General features: G+C 67.8%; 14 protein-coding genes and 1 riboswitch. Of the genes, 4 read left to right on the forward strand and 10 right to left on the reverse strand.

The annotated features are described in order from the left end of the window. Window positions 1-22 precede the first annotated feature (22 nt). Genes thiD through ACWDOP_RS28360 form a run of 3 tightly spaced genes read right to left on the reverse strand, consistent with a single transcriptional unit; the run spans window position 23 to window position 2,499 of the window. Complete coding sequence (thiD, locus tag ACWDOP_RS28350; RefSeq protein ID WP_456347471.1) at window positions 23-886, reverse strand: bifunctional hydroxymethylpyrimidine kinase/phosphomethylpyrimidine kinase; 864 nt, start codon at window positions 884-886, stop codon at window positions 23-25. 32 nt (window positions 887-918) lie between these two features. Continuing rightward, a complete protein-coding gene (locus tag ACWDOP_RS28355) occupies window positions 919-1,641 on the reverse strand; it encodes an enoyl-CoA hydratase/isomerase family protein (RefSeq protein WP_456347472.1) in 723 nt (240 codons plus the stop codon). A 54-nt stretch (window positions 1,642-1,695) separates the two neighbouring features. Then, the gene (locus ACWDOP_RS28360; protein ID WP_454204556.1) at window positions 1,696-2,499 is read right to left on the reverse strand and encodes an SPFH domain-containing protein; all 804 of its coding nucleotides are present in this window, start codon (window positions 2,497-2,499) and stop codon (window positions 1,696-1,698) included. 377 nt (window positions 2,500-2,876) lie between these two features. Here ACWDOP_RS28360 and ACWDOP_RS28365 point away from each other — a divergent pair, with 377 nt between their 5' ends. Beyond that, window positions 2,877-3,638: a lysophospholipid acyltransferase family protein gene (locus ACWDOP_RS28365; RefSeq protein ID WP_456347473.1), complete on the forward strand. Its 762-nt coding sequence runs from the start codon at window positions 2,877-2,879 to the stop codon at window positions 3,636-3,638. Between the two features lie 27 nt (window positions 3,639-3,665). Here ACWDOP_RS28365 and ACWDOP_RS28370 read toward each other — a convergent pair whose 3' ends face one another. After that, the gene (locus ACWDOP_RS28370) at window positions 3,666-3,866 is read right to left on the reverse strand and encodes a DUF397 domain-containing protein (protein WP_456347474.1); all 201 of its coding nucleotides are present in this window, start codon (window positions 3,864-3,866) and stop codon (window positions 3,666-3,668) included. Then, the gene (locus ACWDOP_RS28375) at window positions 3,863-4,861 is read right to left on the reverse strand and encodes a helix-turn-helix domain-containing protein (RefSeq protein ID WP_456347475.1); all 999 of its coding nucleotides are present in this window, start codon (window positions 4,859-4,861) and stop codon (window positions 3,863-3,865) included. Before ACWDOP_RS28375 ends, ACWDOP_RS28370 begins: the two co-directional genes overlap by 4 nt. 476 nt (window positions 4,862-5,337) lie before the next feature. On the opposite strand from ACWDOP_RS28375, the gene ACWDOP_RS28380 reads away from it, so the two are divergent. Further along, complete coding sequence (locus tag ACWDOP_RS28380; protein WP_456347476.1) at window positions 5,338-6,486, forward strand: GTP-binding protein; 1,149 nt, start codon at window positions 5,338-5,340, stop codon at window positions 6,484-6,486. A gap of 158 nt (window positions 6,487-6,644) precedes the next feature. Here the strand turns inward: ACWDOP_RS28380 and ACWDOP_RS28385 are convergent, their stop codons facing one another. Both ACWDOP_RS28385 and ACWDOP_RS28390 read right to left on the reverse strand, forming a co-directional pair. Then, entirely contained in the window at window positions 6,645-7,268 is a 624-nt protein-coding gene (locus ACWDOP_RS28385; RefSeq protein WP_456347477.1) for an NAD(P)-dependent oxidoreductase, read from the reverse strand. Between the two features lie 179 nt (window positions 7,269-7,447). Continuing rightward, window positions 7,448-8,599 carry an epoxide hydrolase family protein gene (locus ACWDOP_RS28390; RefSeq protein ID WP_456347478.1) on the reverse strand — a complete coding sequence of 384 codons (1,152 nt, stop codon included), beginning with the start codon at window positions 8,597-8,599 and terminating at the stop codon, window positions 7,448-7,450. A gap of 87 nt (window positions 8,600-8,686) precedes the next feature. Here ACWDOP_RS28390 and ACWDOP_RS28395 point away from each other — a divergent pair, with 87 nt between their 5' ends. Then, the gene (locus ACWDOP_RS28395) at window positions 8,687-9,331 is read left to right on the forward strand and encodes a TetR/AcrR family transcriptional regulator (RefSeq protein ID WP_454204566.1); all 645 of its coding nucleotides are present in this window, start codon (window positions 8,687-8,689) and stop codon (window positions 9,329-9,331) included. 133 nt (window positions 9,332-9,464) lie between these two features. On the opposite strand, the gene thiC is transcribed toward ACWDOP_RS28395, so the two are convergent. Together thiC and ACWDOP_RS28405 are read right to left on the reverse strand one after the other, a co-directional pair. Continuing rightward, entirely contained in the window at window positions 9,465-11,123 is a 1,659-nt protein-coding gene (gene thiC / locus ACWDOP_RS28400; RefSeq protein WP_456347479.1) for a phosphomethylpyrimidine synthase ThiC, read from the reverse strand. Continuing rightward, a riboswitch (TPP riboswitch) is annotated at window positions 11,119-11,241 on the reverse strand. It overlaps the preceding gene by 5 nt. Before the next feature lie 179 nt (window positions 11,242-11,420). After that, a complete protein-coding gene (locus tag ACWDOP_RS28405; RefSeq protein ID WP_456347480.1) occupies window positions 11,421-12,821 on the reverse strand; it encodes a lipase family protein in 1,401 nt (466 codons plus the stop codon). 95 nt (window positions 12,822-12,916) lie between these two features. Between ACWDOP_RS28405 and ACWDOP_RS28410 the strand changes: the two genes are divergently transcribed. Then, entirely contained in the window at window positions 12,917-13,591 is a 675-nt protein-coding gene (locus ACWDOP_RS28410) for a TetR/AcrR family transcriptional regulator (RefSeq protein WP_456347481.1), read from the forward strand. A gap of 97 nt (window positions 13,592-13,688) precedes the next feature. On the opposite strand, the gene ACWDOP_RS28415 is transcribed toward ACWDOP_RS28410, so the two are convergent. Next, on the reverse strand, window positions 13,689-13,919 hold the full coding sequence (locus tag ACWDOP_RS28415) for a hypothetical protein (RefSeq protein WP_454204571.1): 231 nt from the start codon (window positions 13,917-13,919) through the stop codon (window positions 13,689-13,691). Between the last annotated feature and the right edge of the window lie 4 nt (window positions 13,920-13,923).

Consider the following 13,923-nt stretch of genomic DNA (forward strand, 5'->3'; position numbering starts at 1 on the left):
TTCCTGGGAGCCGGGGTGGGTGTCAGATCGCGTTGCCGCGCGGGTCGGTGTGCAGCCGCCACAGCGGGGAGACCGGGCCGTGGCCCGCGCCCAGGTCGTAGGCCGCGGCCAGGCTGCGGCGGGTCCACTCCTTGGCGAAGGCGAAGGCATCGGGGACCGTGTAGCCGTGCGCGAGGGCACAGGCCATGGCCGCGGCCAGGGTGTCGCCGCCGCCGTGGTCGTTGCCGGTGGCGATGCGCGGCGCGGTCAGCTCGTGGAAGGTGTCGCCGTCGAAGAGCAGGTCGGTGCTGACCGCCGAGGTGCGCAGGTGGCCGCCCTTGACGATGGCCCACCGCGGGCCGAGGGCGTGCAGCGCGACGGCGGCCTTGCGTGCGGTCGCGTCGTCGACGACCTCGATGCCGGTGAGCAGCCGCACCTCGTCGAGGTTCGGGGTGATGACGGTGGCGAGCGGAATCAGGGTGTCGCGCAAGGCATCCAGTGCGGACGCGTGCAGCAGCGGGTCGCCGTGCATGGACGCCGCGACCGGATCGACGACGAGCGGAATCGCGCCGTCCTGCCCGATCCCCACCTCCCGGCACACCGCCGCCACGGCCTCGATGATCCCGGTGGAGGCGAGCATGCCGGTCTTGGCCGCCCCGATCCCGATGTCGCTCACCACGGTCCGGACCTGCGCGGCCACGACCTCCGGCGGGATCTCGTGAAATCCGCTGACCCCCACCGTGTTCTGCACGGTGACCGCGGCCACCGCCACGCACGCGTGCACCCCGCACAGCGCCATGGTCCGCGAGTCGGCCTGGATACCGGCCCCGCCCCCGGAGTCGGTGCCGGCGATGGTGAGCGCGCGGACCGGCGTCTGCCCGTCCGGCGTGAGTGGCAAGAGGTTCACGCCTGCGACCCTACGCGCAGGCGAAACAGGAGTTATCGGGCATCTCCCGGCCGGCTCGCGGCGGAATCGTGGTTGTATTCCGCGACGGACCCGAGCAGGGCCGCGGCCGCCGTGCGATAGAGCGTCGACTTGACGTGGCCGAGGGCGGGTCCGCTGGTCGGGGCCAGGTGCTGCGCGTACTCCACGGCGGAGTTCAGGAGATCGTGCTCGTCGGCGAGCGAGTCGACCAAGCCCGTCGTCAGCGCTTCCGGCCCGTCGTAGCGCCGGCCCGTGACCAGGGCACGACGGGCCACGGGGAGCGGGAGCTGCGACTGTGCCAGCTCCACCATTCCGGGGGCGTAGTTGACGCCGAGCGTGACGCCGGGAAAACACACATAGCCACGATCGCGGCGCATTATCCGGTGATCGTGTGCGACAGCGAGAAAGGCGCCGGCGCCATAGGCGTGACCATTGATCGCGGCGACGGTCGGAATCGGCAGCGTGAGAATTCTGGCGAACAACCGCAGCAGGTCGGCGACATTCTCGTTGATCCGCTCCGGGTTTCGCGCGGCCCACTCCACATCGAAACCGGTGGAATAGAACTTCCCGTCACCGATCGTGACCAGCCCGCGGGGACCGGAGGTCGCGGCGACCTCATCCAGCAGGGCGCCCATTTCGCCGACCCACTCCGGATGAAACCGGTTCTCGGTATCGCGTTCTCCGCGGTTGCCCAACCGGAGAACGAAAACCTGTCCCTCACGCTGCAAATACGGCATCGCGTCAACATATCCCACCTGTGCGGCGGGCTTTCGGGCCCCGGCGAACCCGGGTCAGCCACCCGGAGTGATGTTCACACCGACACCGTTGGGCACCGGAACCACCTGTACCTTGCCGTCCTTTATCGCCTGGTACAGGACGTAGCCCTCGGGTCCGAGCACCGCGACCAGGCTCCGGATCGCCTCCAGTTCGGTGGTCACCCGCACGTTCTCCTCGCCCTGCGCTCGTGTCGCCTCGATAGCGCGCTGGGTGTCGGTCAGTGCCGCGCGGACCGGCTCGGGCGGGATCGGCTGCTGAATGGTCAGCTGCGGATCGCCGCAGTCGCCGGCGCCGGGGGTGTAGACCGGGCTGCAGAAGAACGCCTCGCCGCCCTGCTCGGCAATGTACTTCGCGAGCAACTCGCCGACCGCGCGCTCCCAATTGCCCTTGGTCTCGGCGCTGGTGTACAGATCACGCCAGGCGAACGCCTTGGTGGCGTCGTCGAGTGCCCGTTCGAGCGGATGGCCGATGTAGTCGCGCAGCATGCTGACCCAGCCGTCGGATTCGTACGCCTCGTACTTGATGCCGATGCGTTCGTGGAACTGCTGCAGTGTGTCGCAGTCGGTGTTGAGGCTGAAGGTCACCAGGCCGGTGACCTGGAGCTCGAGATCGTCCTTGGACACCACGGTCGCCTGGGTTATCTCCGCGTCCTCGGTACCGGCGAACTCGAAGGTGCGCTGCCCGGCCGGGTAGAGATAGACCTGATCGCCGGGACCGTGATATTCCCGGTTGCCGGGCGAGACGCAATTGGAGAACGTGGTCGCGCTGAAGGGCCCCGCGTCGTATTCCAGCCCCGCCTCGTCCGGGTTCGGTGCCACCGAACAGCCGGTAACGAACACCCCGATTATCAACAGCGCACCCAGAATTGGTGCCCGCCTATGTTTCCACCCCATACCGCCGAGTATGAGGCGGTCGGAAGTCGCTGTCCACTAAATGATTTCAGTTCGCCGGGAATGGTGTTGGCCGATATGTAGCCCCGGTTGAGACTCCGCATTCGCTGCCGAGAGGTTACGTGAGAGTCTCGAAAGATCATCCGCTCATCGCATACCGCGCCGACCGATCCGGCCACGGGCAGCGGACGGCCGGCCGCGTTCCGGCAGCCGAAGCTGCTCATCGGCGGTTTGTGCTGGTGGCAGGCGTGGGCGCGGTGGCCGCGCCGTCATCGGGCGGGGTATTCCGCAGATACGCTGTCGGTATGGAACCGCCCGAGATCGCGCTGGACAACTATGACGCCGTGTACGACTACTACCGCGATCATCGGCAGAACCTGGTGAAGGCGAAGGCGGCGTACTGGTTGCTCGGGCATCGCTTCCGGCCGCGGGTCGGTTTCGCGGAGGGGGCTCGGAAAGAGCTGCGGGACTTCATCTCCGGGGGGCGTCCGGTGGTCATCTCGATCAACCACCTGTCGGAGAAGGACCCCTACACCGTGAGCGCGGCGGCCTGGCGCAGCCCGCTGCGGCCCGTCATCGGGCACACCCGGGTGCTGGCCAAGCACGAGGTGTTCGCCGACCCCAAGATGCGGGGCATGCTCGACACCATGGGCGGGATGCCGGTCTTTCGCAGCCGGGACCACGAGAACTCCCCGGTCAACGCCGCGTCGGCGCGGTTGATCGACACCTGCGCGGAGATCCTGGCGCGCGGCGACAGCATCGCCCTGTTCCCCGAGGGGACCTGCAACTACGTCGACCACACGCGGGTGCAGGAACTGGGCGGCGGCATCGGCCATGTCGTCAGCCGGGCCCGCGAACTCGGCGCGAACCCGGTGCTGGTCAATATCGGGCTGAGCTACGGGCCCCGGGCGGATCCCGCCGTCAAACTGAGCACGGCGGATGTTCGTTCGGCCAGCTTCTACTTCCGGCGGCCGGTCGGCGAGCCGCCCACCGAACCCGCCGCGATCACGACCCTGGTCCGCGAGGAGCTGCAGGCCGCGCTCGACGCGGCGGTCGCGGCCTACTGACCGACGGGCGGGCCCGGCGGGATCGGTTCAGGGGCAGTCGAACTCGCGGTTACTGGTTCCTGCCACGAAGGCATCCCACTCGCCGGGGGTGAACCACAGCTCGGGGCCGCCGGGGTTCTTGCTGTCGCGGACTCCCGTGCGGCCTTCGGCGTGGCAGACCTCCACGCACTGCTTGCCGCCCTCGGACCTGCTGGACTTGTACCAGTCGCCTGTGTTCGGCTTGTTCACGCCGCGTACTCCTTCGCAACTCGAAGCATGAGGTCTCTGGAACCCTCCGCGGACAACGCTACCGTCCGGAGGTTCTCGATCGCCTCGCGATATTCGGAGAGCTCTTCCTCATGTTCATGGAAAGTGCTGCCGAGCGCTCCCTCGGCGAATACGACCGGGGGTAGCGGCATGCCGTGTGTGCTGTCGGGGAACTGCAGTAGGGAGAAGCCCTGCATCGTCAGCCCGCGATGAGGCCCGGCTCGGAATGGAACCACTCTGAGCCGCACCGTTTCTCCCACCTCCGCCAGACTTCGGAACTGGTCAGCCATCACTGCCGGGTCGCCCGGCAGATGGCGCAGAACCGCCTCGGAAATGAACGCTTCCAGCTGAAATGCATTGTCGAGAACCAGTTTTCGCTTCGCAGTCAACTCCAGGCGGCGTTCCATGTCGACAGCGGACAGTCCGGGTTCGTTGATGGAGATGATGGCACGGCGATACGCGGGTGTTTGCAGCAATCCGGGGATCATGGTCGGCTGGTAGGTGATGACGGATTCGGCGGCGGACTCCAGGCGAAGAAACTTCGGGAAGTTCGGAGCGATCTGATCGGTGTAGGACTTCCAGAATCCTTTGGAATTCCCCTGCAGCCTTTCCACTTTCGACTGCTCCTTGACCTCGTCCCATAGGGCCAAGGCTTCGCTGCGGCTCCCGGCGTCGGCGCCGTAGAAATCGAGCAGACTTTTGAGCTGCATGGTGCTGATCTTGGTTGCCCAGCCGTCCTCCATGCGCTGGATGGTCATGCGTGACACCTCGGCCTCCAAACCTGCCGCCAGCAAGGTCTTTCCGGCGCGGTCTCGCAATTCGCGAATGAGGTTTCCGAAGGCTCTGCGAGAGACTGTCGATCCTGTCATTTCGTTAGCCTCGCTATCTGCGTGTGCTTCGAACTGTTCAGGTGCAGTGTGTGCGTGCACATTTCGTGCGTGCACAGCGCGTGCATGTTCAAACTGTGCGCCCATCATATTCGTTCTGCATCACGCTGTGAACGGTTCAGAAAAGCTCGCCCGGGTGTCTACTGGAGTAGGCGGCGGGCGATGGAATCGCATCTGAACCGCCGACTTCGTCCCGATATCGCAGCAACGGAATTCGAATGGGGTGATTCGATATGTCTTGGGAGACTTGCGTGCTCGTAGCGCTCGTTATGTTGTGCACCGCCGTGACCGTCTGGGGGTTTCTGGGGATCCGGGCCGGCGGCGAGGCCAGATTCCTCCGACTCGACAGCATCGGGGGCGGGGGACACCTCTACGTCCCCGCAGCCGGTGGCGGGGGACGGTGGCATCGAGGGCGGCATCGGGCCGGAATCGCGCGGGGAGTGTGATCGGCGATGACGAACCCCTACTTCTACTTCGCTCGATCGCCGTATCCGCGCCGTGCAACGTCCGGGGGCGACAACCACCCCCGGCGCTCTACTGCTAATGAAAATCATTATCATGTAAGGATGACTTCAGCCCCCGCACCCGCCCCGCTGCCCGTGACCGTGCTTTCCGGCTTCCTCGGGGCGGGCAAGACAACCCTGCTCAACCACATCCTCGCCAACCGGGAGGGACGGCGGGTCGCCGTCATCGTCAACGACATGAGCGAGGTCAACATCGACGCCGCGCTCATCGCGGGGCAGGGGCATCTGGACCGGACCGAGGAGAAGCTGGTCGAGCTGACCAACGGGTGCATCTGCTGCACGCTGCGGGAGGATCTGCTCGAATCGGTCGGCAAGCTCGCGCGGGAGGGACGGTTCGACCAGCTCGTCATCGAGTCGACCGGGATCTCCGAACCCATGCCGGTGGCGGCGACCTTCGAGTGGGAGTTCGAGGACGGGTTCACCCTCGGGCAGCTCGCGCGGCTGGACACCATGGTCACCGTGGTCGACGCCTCGACGTTCCTGGCCGAAGTGGTGAAGGGCCAGGCCCTCGCGGACCGGGACATGCAGGCGGGGGAGGGTGACGCGCGCACCATCGCCGACCTGCTCGTCGATCAGGTCGAATTCGCGAATGTGCTGGTGCTCAACAAGACCGACCTGGTGCGCCGCAACGCGGTGGGCACCGTCGAGGCCATGCTGCGCCGGCTCAATCCGCAGGCGCACATCGTGCACGCCGCCCACGGGGTGGTGGAACTGTCCGAGGTGCTCGGCACCGGCCGCTACAACCCCGACATCGCCGCGCAGTACGAAGGCTGGGACGAGGAACTGGCCGGCGGCCACACCCCGGAAACCGAGGAATACGGCATCAGCAGCATCACCTTCACCGCCGACCGGCCCTTCCATCCCGAACGCCTGGAGGCGGCGCTCGCGCAGATGCAGCGCCTGCTGCGCAGCAAGGGCTTCTTCTGGCTCGCGACCCGCGCCGACCTGGCCGCCATCTGGTCGCAGGCCGGGCCGAATCTGACCTTCGAGGCGGGCGCGTACTGGTCGGCGCTGGATATGCCGCCGGGCCAGGAGATCGTCTTCATCGGGGTGAAGCTGGACCGCCCGCACGTGCGCGATCTGCTGAACTCGGCCCTGCTCACCGACGCGGAAATGGCTGGGGGGCCGGAGGTTTGGGCCGGATACGCCGACCCGTTCCCGTCCTGGAGTGTGGCGCACGACCACGCCTGATCCGATCGTGTGACCCAGCGGTGCGTCTCCGGCAGCTTCGACGGCCACCACTCGCCGCCGCACCGGTCGCCGCCCGGCGTGCGAGTAGCGACCGGCACTGCCCATCACCGATGCCGGGCGTCGATACCCCGGCTCGGCCACCGTCGCCGATCTCGAACTCAATTCGAGATGGCGGGCGTGCGGCGCACGTAGGTGGTGTCGGTGAGCTGCTCGACGAGGAAATCCGCGATGTCGGCGCGCGAGATCTTCAGCGTCAGCCCCTTCTCGTCCGGCCCGAAATTCCGGCGGTAGGTGCCCTCGGCCGGTCCATCGGTGAAAGCGCTGGGGCGCACGATGGTCCAGTCCAGGTTCGACGCCCGCACGTACCCCTCCTGCACGTTGTGGTCGGCCATCGCCGGCCGCAGCAGCAGGCCGAACAGGATGTACTTCCACAGGAAGTTCAGGTTGCCGTGACTGTCGCCCGCGCCCAGGGTGGACTGGCAGACGAGACGCTTCACGCCCGCGCGTTCCATGGCCGCCATGATGATTCGCGTGCCCTCGGCGCGGACCACGCCCTTGCGCCCGGCGCCGAGGCAGACCAGCACGGCCTCCTGGCCGAGCACCGTCCGCTCCACCGCCGCCGGGTCCAGCACGTCGCCGACCACCACGCGCAGCCGCTCGTGGGAGACGGTGATGTTGTCCGCGTTGCGGGTGAGCGCGGTGACCTCGTGACCGGCCTCGAGCGCCTTGGTCAGGACGACGCGGCCGAGGGTGCCGGTGGCTCCGAAAAGTGCGATACGCATTGTGTTCTCCTGGTGAAATCCGTTGGTAACTCGCTGAATCCAGTACACCAACGGAGACCGCGCGGAACCATCGCCGTGCGTCTCGCGGACATGCGGGAGACGCTCGCGCGCCGAACGCGGGGAGAACGCGCGAGACCCGCGCCCCCGGAGGGTGGCGGGTCTCGTGACGTGCGGACAGCTCAGCCGAGCTGGGCGAAGAACTCGCGGATGTCGGCGATCAGCACCTCCGGCGCTTCGTGGGCCGCGTAGTGCCCGGCCGCGTCGTTCGCGCCGCCGCCGTGCACGGAGGTCGCGTCGTAGGAGTTCCAGCGCACGATGTTCTTGTGATCGCGCTCGGCGAAGCGGCGGATCGACTGGAAGTCACCCTTGAACATGGCCAGCGCGGTGGGCACGGTGGTCGGGCCCTGCGGGTGGTCGGTGGTGTGGGCGTCCTCGTAGTAGAAGCGGATCGAGGAGCCCGCGGTGCCGGTCAGCCAGTAGATCGCAATGTTGCCGATGATGAAATCGGCGTCCAGGGATTCGCCGAAGAGCTGGGAGTTCCAGCCCAGCAGGCCCACCGGGGAATCGGCGAGCGCGAAGGCCAGGGTCTGCGGCTGCTGGCTGTGCAGCATGTTGAACGCCATCTTGTTCTCGTGGAACCACTGCAGGATCGCCAGCCCGGCCAGGTCCTCCTCGGACAGGTCCGCCATCTCCGCCGGATCGCCGGACGGGAACGAGAACAGCTGCGTCACATGGACTCCGATCACCTTGTCGGGGGCGATGCGGCCCATCTCGGGGGAGATCATCGAGCCGCCGTCGTTGCCGATCGCGCCGTATCGCTGGTAGCCGAGGCGGTCCATGAGCTCGACCCAGGCGCGGGCGGTGCGGTAGCGGCTCCAGCCGGTGCTGCGGGTCGGGCCGGAGAACCCGAAGCCGGGCACCGACGGAATGACCAGGTGGAAGGCGGGATCGGTGTCCGAGGCCGGCGCGGTGAGCGGTTCGATGACGTCGAGGTACTCGAGGATCGAGCCCGGCCAGCCGTGGGTCAGGATCACCGGCGTCGCGTCGGCGCGCTCGGAGCGGATGTGCAGGAAGTGGATGTCCTCGCCCTCGATCTCGGTGGTGAACTGCGGGTACGAGTTCAGCTTCGCCTCGAGCGCCCGCCAATCGAAGGACTCCAGCCAGTACTCGGCGAGCTCGCGCACCCGCTGGTTCGGCACGCCGTAGGTATCGGCGACGTTCGGGAGTTCGTGCGGCCACAGCGTCCGGCGCAGCCGATCGGCCAGATCGTCCAGCCGGGCCTGGGGGACGTCGATGCGGAAGGGCTTGATGGCGGCGGCGGTGGTGCTCATGTCGTTCTCCTCGTTTGGAACGGAATGTTTCGTTCTGTTTCAACGATAGCGGAACAGATCATTCCGTTCAAGTGCTATCCTCGATTCATGCCGAAGATTTCCGAAACCCCAGCTCAGCGCGGACTGCCCGGCCGCAAGGCGCAGGCCGCCCGCAACGACGAACTCATCCTGGCGGCCGCGCGCGAGGTGTTCCTGGCCGATCCCAAGGCGCCTATCTCCGCGGTCGCGGAGCGGGCCGGGGTGGGCATCAGTGCGCTGTACCGGCGCTACCCGGGCAAGGAGGATCTGCTGCGCACCCTCTGCTACGACGGACTGCGCCGCTACAACGTCGAAGCCGAAGCGGCGCTGGAGGATTCCGACGGCTGGCGCGGGTTCGTGGGCTTCCTCGAGCGGGTCGTGGACGCGGACGTGCACTCGCTGACCACGCACCTCGCGGGGACCTTCACCCCGGATGATTCGATCCTGCCGGACATCCAGCGGGCCGGCGCCCTCAACACCGAAATCCTGCGCCGCGCACACGAATCGGGCCGCCTGCGCCCCGCCGCCACCGTCGCCGACGTGGGGCTGATCCTCGAATCCTGCGCCGCCATCACGCTGCCGGACGCCGAGCGCACCGCCCAGCTGCGCCGCCGCGTGCTGGCCCTGCTGGTGGACGGGCTCGCCACCGTCGGCGAGCTGCCGGGGCCGCCGCCCGCACCGGACGAGTTCGCCCATCGCTGGCAGCGCCGCTGAGCCGGATCGTGCCCGGCAGCGCTTGCCGCGCACCCGGTGCACACGACAACGGCCCACCGATGAAATCCGGTGGGCCGCAGCCGCTATCCGTTCCGGGGCGTCGAATCATCCAGCGCCCGAAGCGCGTCGCCGATCAGGAAACGACGGGCAGGTACACCTTGCCGCCGGTCGAGGCGAACTCGGCCGACTTCTCCGCCATGCCCGCCTCGATGGCGGCCACATCGGTCAGGCCCTGCTTCTCCGCGTACTCGCGCACGTCGGCGGAGATGCGCATCGAGCAGAACTTCGGACCGCACATGGAACAGAAGTGCGCGGTCTTGGCGGGCTCGGCGGGCATGGTCTCGTCGTGGTACTCCCGCGCGGTGTCGGGGTCCAGCGACAGGTTGAACTGGTCGTGCCAGCGGAACTCGAAGCGCGCCTTGGACAGCGCGTCGTCGCGGTCCTGGGCGTGCGGGTGCCCCTTGGCCAGGTCCGCGGAGTGCGCGGCGATCTTGTAGGTGATGACGCCGACCTTCACGTCATCGCGGTTGGGCAGGCCCAGGTGCTCCTTGGGCGTGACGTAGCAGAGCATGGCGGTGCCGGCCTGCGCGATGATAGCGGCGCCGATGGCCGAGGTGATGTGGTCGTACGCCGGCGCGATGTCGGTGGCGAGCGGGCCGAGGGTGTAGAACGGGGCCTCCTCGCACAGCTCCTCCTCGAGCCGCACGTTCTCCACGATCTTGTGCATGGGCACGTGGCCCGGGCCCTCGATCATCACCTGCACGCCATAGGATTTCGCGATCTTCGTGAGCTCGCCCAGGGTGCGCAACTCGGCGAACTGGGCCTCGTCGTTGGCGTCCGCGATCGAACCGGGCCGCAGGCCGTCACCGAGGGAGAAGGTGATGTCGTACTTCGCCAGGATCTCGCAGAGTTCGCGGAAGTTGGTGTACAGGAACGATTCCTGATGATGCGCCAGGCACCACGCGGCCATGATCGACCCGCCGCGCGAGACGATGCCGGTGACGCGCTTGGCGGTCAGCGGCACGTAGCGCAGCAGCACGCCCGCGTGCACGGTCATGTAGTCCACGCCCTGCTCGGCCTGCTCGATCACGGTGTCGCGGTAGATCTCCCAGGTCAGCTTCGTGGGATCGCCGTTCACCTTCTCCAGCGCCTGGTAGATCGGCACGGTGCCGACCGGGACGGGGGAGTTGCGCAGGATCCACTCGCGGGTCTCGTGAATGTTCTTGCCGGTGGACAGATCCATGATGTTGTCCGCGCCCCAGCGGGTGGCCCACACCATCTTCTCGACCTCCTCGGAGATCGAGGAGCTCACGGCCGAGTTGCCGATATTGGCGTTGATCTTCACCAGGAACTTCTTGCCGATGATCATCGGCTCGCACTCGGGGTGATTGTGGTTCGCGGGAATCACCGCCCGCCCGGCCGCGACCTCTTCGCGCACCACCTCGGGTTCGACGCCCTCGCGCGCGGCGATGAAGCGCATCTCCGCGGTGATGATTCCCGCGCGCGCCCAGGCCAGCTGGGTGCGCGGACCCGGAACATCGGGCTTGGCCCAGGAGTCGCGGGTGCGCGGCAGCCCGGCCTCGAGATCGATCACCGCGGTGTCGTCGGTGTACGGGCCCGAGGTGTCGTACAGGTCGAAATGCTCGCCGTTGGTGAGGTTGACCCGGCGCACCGGAATGCGCAGCGTGACCCCGTCGGATTCGACGAGTTCGTAGTGCTTGACGCTGCCCTCGATGGGGCCGGTGGTCACGGTGTCTACGGGCGCGGACGTCCCGGTGGCACGATTCGACATGGAAAAGAATCCTCCCTACGCCGGCATTACCCGGTCAGGTTCATACGGTCGACGGCCCTGACGCCTTGCGGCTAGCCGTCCTCTCAGCCCGCTGGTGCGAGCCCCCGTTGGCAGTGATTACCGCAGCCGACCTTACCGGGCGTCCGGAACCCGCGAGACCTACCCGCGCGGACCGGCCGATACCCGCGCAAACCGGACGGCCGTGCCCGGGAAGCACCCGGGCACGGCCGTCGACGTGGGGTTTCGCGGATTCCGCGCTGGGCCGTGCCCTCGTTGGCCGGGCGCGGGGCGGCGCGGTCAGTTCTCGCGCGGGCCGATCGGCCAGCCCAGCGCGCCGAAGGTGGCGTTCAGGCCGATCTCGGTCTGGGTGACGAGGGCGTCCACGTTCGCCAGCATCGTGACGACGTTCTCGGTCCGGCATCCCACCGGATCGGCCGCGCCCGGAGCTAGCCGGGCCTTGATCCAGTTGAAGGCGTCGGCCATGCCGAGGGTGGTCAGGGTCAGGTGCTCGCTGAGGTGATCGCGCTTGTAGAGCACCGAGGATCCCGCCGCGCACCAGCGGCCGACCATGCGGTCGTTGGTGAACCACGGCACCGCCTCGTCGAAGACGCCCTGGTACACGAACATCGGCGCGGCCGGTGCGGTGCCGCCGAGCACCGTCTGATCGAAGACCTCGGCGATCTCGGGCAGCGCCAGGAAGTCCGCGATCGGAATATCCAGCAGCCGTTGATAATCGGTGAACATCAGATTCAGCACGTTGCGCACCAGGCACTGGTTCGCGGTGCGGTCCATGATCGCCCGGCCCTCGGCGGTCAGGTGCCGGTCTGTGGTCTCGGCGAACGTCGGGTAGGCGTTGCGCAGCGCGGCGATCCCGACGCCGATCAGGCTCGCGAACATCGAACCGTTCACGTGCAGCAGCGATTCCACGTCCGACACCGGCGCGCCCAGCGCGATGCCCGCGATGTTCAGCTCCGGCGCATAGGTGGGTTGCATCTCCGCGGCCCAGCCGCTGCCCATCCCGCCGCCGGAGTAACCCCACAGGGCCACCGGGGTATTCGCGCCGTCCAGCCCGAGCGGTTCGAACGCCTCGGCCGCGCGGATGCTGTCCAGGATCATGTAGCCGGGCTCCTTGGCCACGGCCAGATTTCCGTTCAGGCCCTCGTAATCGGGCACGTTGATGGCGTAACCCTGACTGATCGAGGCCGCCAGCTCCAGATACTCGACCGTGGAGTGGATGCCCTCCAGCGCGGGCAGCCCGCCGCCCTGCTGCAGGACGTACGAGGGCGCGCAGTGCGGCGCGGTGCTGTCGTAGAAGAACTGGTGCGAGACCAGTGGCCGACCGCGAGAAGTATTCGCTCCCTGCGGAATCGCGACCGTGGTCGCCGCCACCGTCGGCCGATCGAACAGGTCGGTGGTGCGAAACAGCAGCTGCCAGGCGCGCACCCGCACCGGCAGGACGGTCAGCACCGCGAGCTGCACCTCGCGCGAGCGCAGAATCGCGCCCGGCGCAAGGGATTCGAAGCCCTCCGGTGCGCTGTAGAACGGATCCACGTTCAGCGGCAGCGGCTGCGCGGCGGCCCGCGGCGCGGTCGCCGTTCCCCCGAGCAGTACTGCCGCCGATGCCGATACCGCCGCGACGAGCGCGAGCGCGGTCAGCCGGCGCCACCCCCGACGCCGGTGATCCCCGATGATTGCCACGTCTGTTCCCTCTCCTCGACGTGACAGCGATTACAGCACGGTGCCCGGTTGCCAACAAGATGTCTTTCTGAAAAGGCGGCCGCTAATCTGTGGGCATGACCCGCAGCAACCCAGCCGCGGCACCGGATCGGACCCCCGTGCGGCGCCGTATTCGCGGCCTCGACGCCGATGAGCGCAGTGCGCAGCGCCGTCGTCAACTGCTCACCGCCGCCACCGAACTCTTTGCCAGGCAGGGCTATTCGGGTACCTCGATCGAACAGATCTGCCAGGCGGCCTTCGTCGGCACCAAGGGCTTCTACGACCACTTCGACAGCAAGGAATCGTGCTACACCGCGCTGCTGCTGCAGATCACGCACGACATTCAGGAGCGGGTGGCGCAGGTGGCGGCCGAAGCGGCCACGCTGGACTGGCACGACCGGCTGCCCCTGGTGATCGGCGCGTTCGTGCACGCCATCGCCGACGACTCCCGGCTGGCCAAGGTCACCTTCGGTGAGGCGGGCGGCATTTCGCCCGCGGTCGAGGCCCAGCGCCGCACCAACCGCCGCTGGGCCGCGGCCTTCCTGGCGCAGCAGTGGCCGGATCGGGCCGCGCTCGACGAGCGCCAGGATCTGGCCCTGAGCCTGGCCACCGTCGGCGGCATGTTCGAACTCGTCACCGATTGGCTGAATCATCACGACGACGGCGGCGATCCGGACAGCGTGGAGACCCTCACCGAGGATCTGACCCGCTTCGTCATCGTGGTGGATGTCGGCCGGCAGGCCGCGCGCTAGCGCCGGAAACGCAACGCGGGCCGATCCGAAAGGATCGGCCCGCGTATCTGTTCCCGGTGGCCGGGGGCGGCCCGGCCCGGCCGGGATGCGCGTGGCGCTACTTCCCGCCGTTGGCGGATCCGGACGCGGATCCGGTCAGCAGAGGCAGCAGGAACTGCAGGAACGCCGGGTTGCACGTGGGCGGCTGCGACGAGGTGCAGCCGTAATCCGACGAGCCGATCGGGCTCGCGGCCTGCGGCGCGGCGGCGGTGGCCATCGCGGACGCGGCCAGCTGGGCGGGAACGAGCAGGGCGCCCGCGAGGGCGATGCCGGCAATGCGCTTGTTCATTCGA

The organism is Nocardia sp. NPDC003693 (assembly GCF_053981095.1).